Source organism: Limosilactobacillus reuteri subsp. porcinus (assembly GCF_036621895.1).
GTDB classification, from domain to species: Bacteria; Bacillota; Bacilli; order Lactobacillales; family Lactobacillaceae; genus Limosilactobacillus; species Limosilactobacillus reuteri_J.
Genome location: NZ_LN887504.1, coordinates 1,855 through 2,876, shown reverse-complemented (window position 1 = coordinate 2,876; position 1,022 = coordinate 1,855). Strand labels below are relative to the sequence as shown.

Below are 1,022 nucleotides of genomic sequence, written 5' to 3'. Positions count from 1 at the left end.
CAAGGCTCCCCCTAAAGAGATTTCGGAGAGAACCAGCTATCTCCAAGTTCGTTTGGAATTTCACCGCTACCCACACCTCATCCCAGCCATTTTCAACTGACACGGGTTCGGTCCTCCAGTGCGCTTTACCGCACCTTCAACCTGGACATGGGTAGGTCACCTGGTTTCGGGTCTACAACTACATACTTCTTACGCCCATTTAAGACTCGCTTTCGCTACGGCTCCGGTTTTTCCACCTTAACCTTGCATGCAATCGTAACTCGCCGGTTCATTCTGCAAGAGGCACGCCGTCACCCATTAACGGGCTCCGACAGCTTGTAGGCACATGGTTTCAGGAACTATTTCACTCCCCTTCCGGGGTGCTTTTCACCTTTCCCTCACGGTACTGGTTCACTATCGGTCACTAGGGAGTATTTAGCCTTGCGAGATGGTCCTCGCGGGTTCCGACGGGGTTTCACGTGTCCCGCCGTACTCAGGATCCTGAACAGAGAGTGTGACGTTTCGTCTACGGGGCTTTCACCCTCTATGGCACAGCTTCCCAACTGTTGCGACTACGTCGCACTTTGGTAACTCTAATGTTCAGTCCTACAACCCCAACAAGCAAGCTTGTTGGTTTGGGCTCTTCCCTTTTCGCTCGCCGCTACTCAGGGAATCGATGTTTCTTTCTCTTCCTGCAGCTACTAAGATGTTTCAGTTCACTGCGTCTACCTCTTGCTAGCTATGTATTCACTAGTCAAGTAATCAGCGACTAAGCTGATTGGGTTGCCCCATTCGGAAATCTCCGGATCAAAGCGTACTTACCGCTCCCCGAAGCATATCGGTGTTAGTCCCGTCCTTCATCGGCTCCTAGTACCAAGGCATTCACCATGCGCCCTTCATAACTTAACCTAAACAATCAAAGATTGTCTGATTAATTGAGTTAGCGATTATAATTCGTTAATTAAAACTCAAATAACGCGGTGTTCTCGGTTTATTGTTTTGTTAATAAAGAAATTAGATAGTATTTAGTTTTCAAAGTACAA

The 1,022-nt window shown here is 48.1% G+C and carries 1 rRNA gene (running past one end of the window); it reads right to left on the bottom strand.

Going from position 1 to position 1,022, the window contains the following annotated elements:
* Nucleotides 1–888 (bottom strand): 23S ribosomal RNA (locus AACL61_RS09845); it reaches 2,014 nt to the left of the window's first position.
* Nucleotides 889–1,022 lie beyond the last annotated feature (134 nt).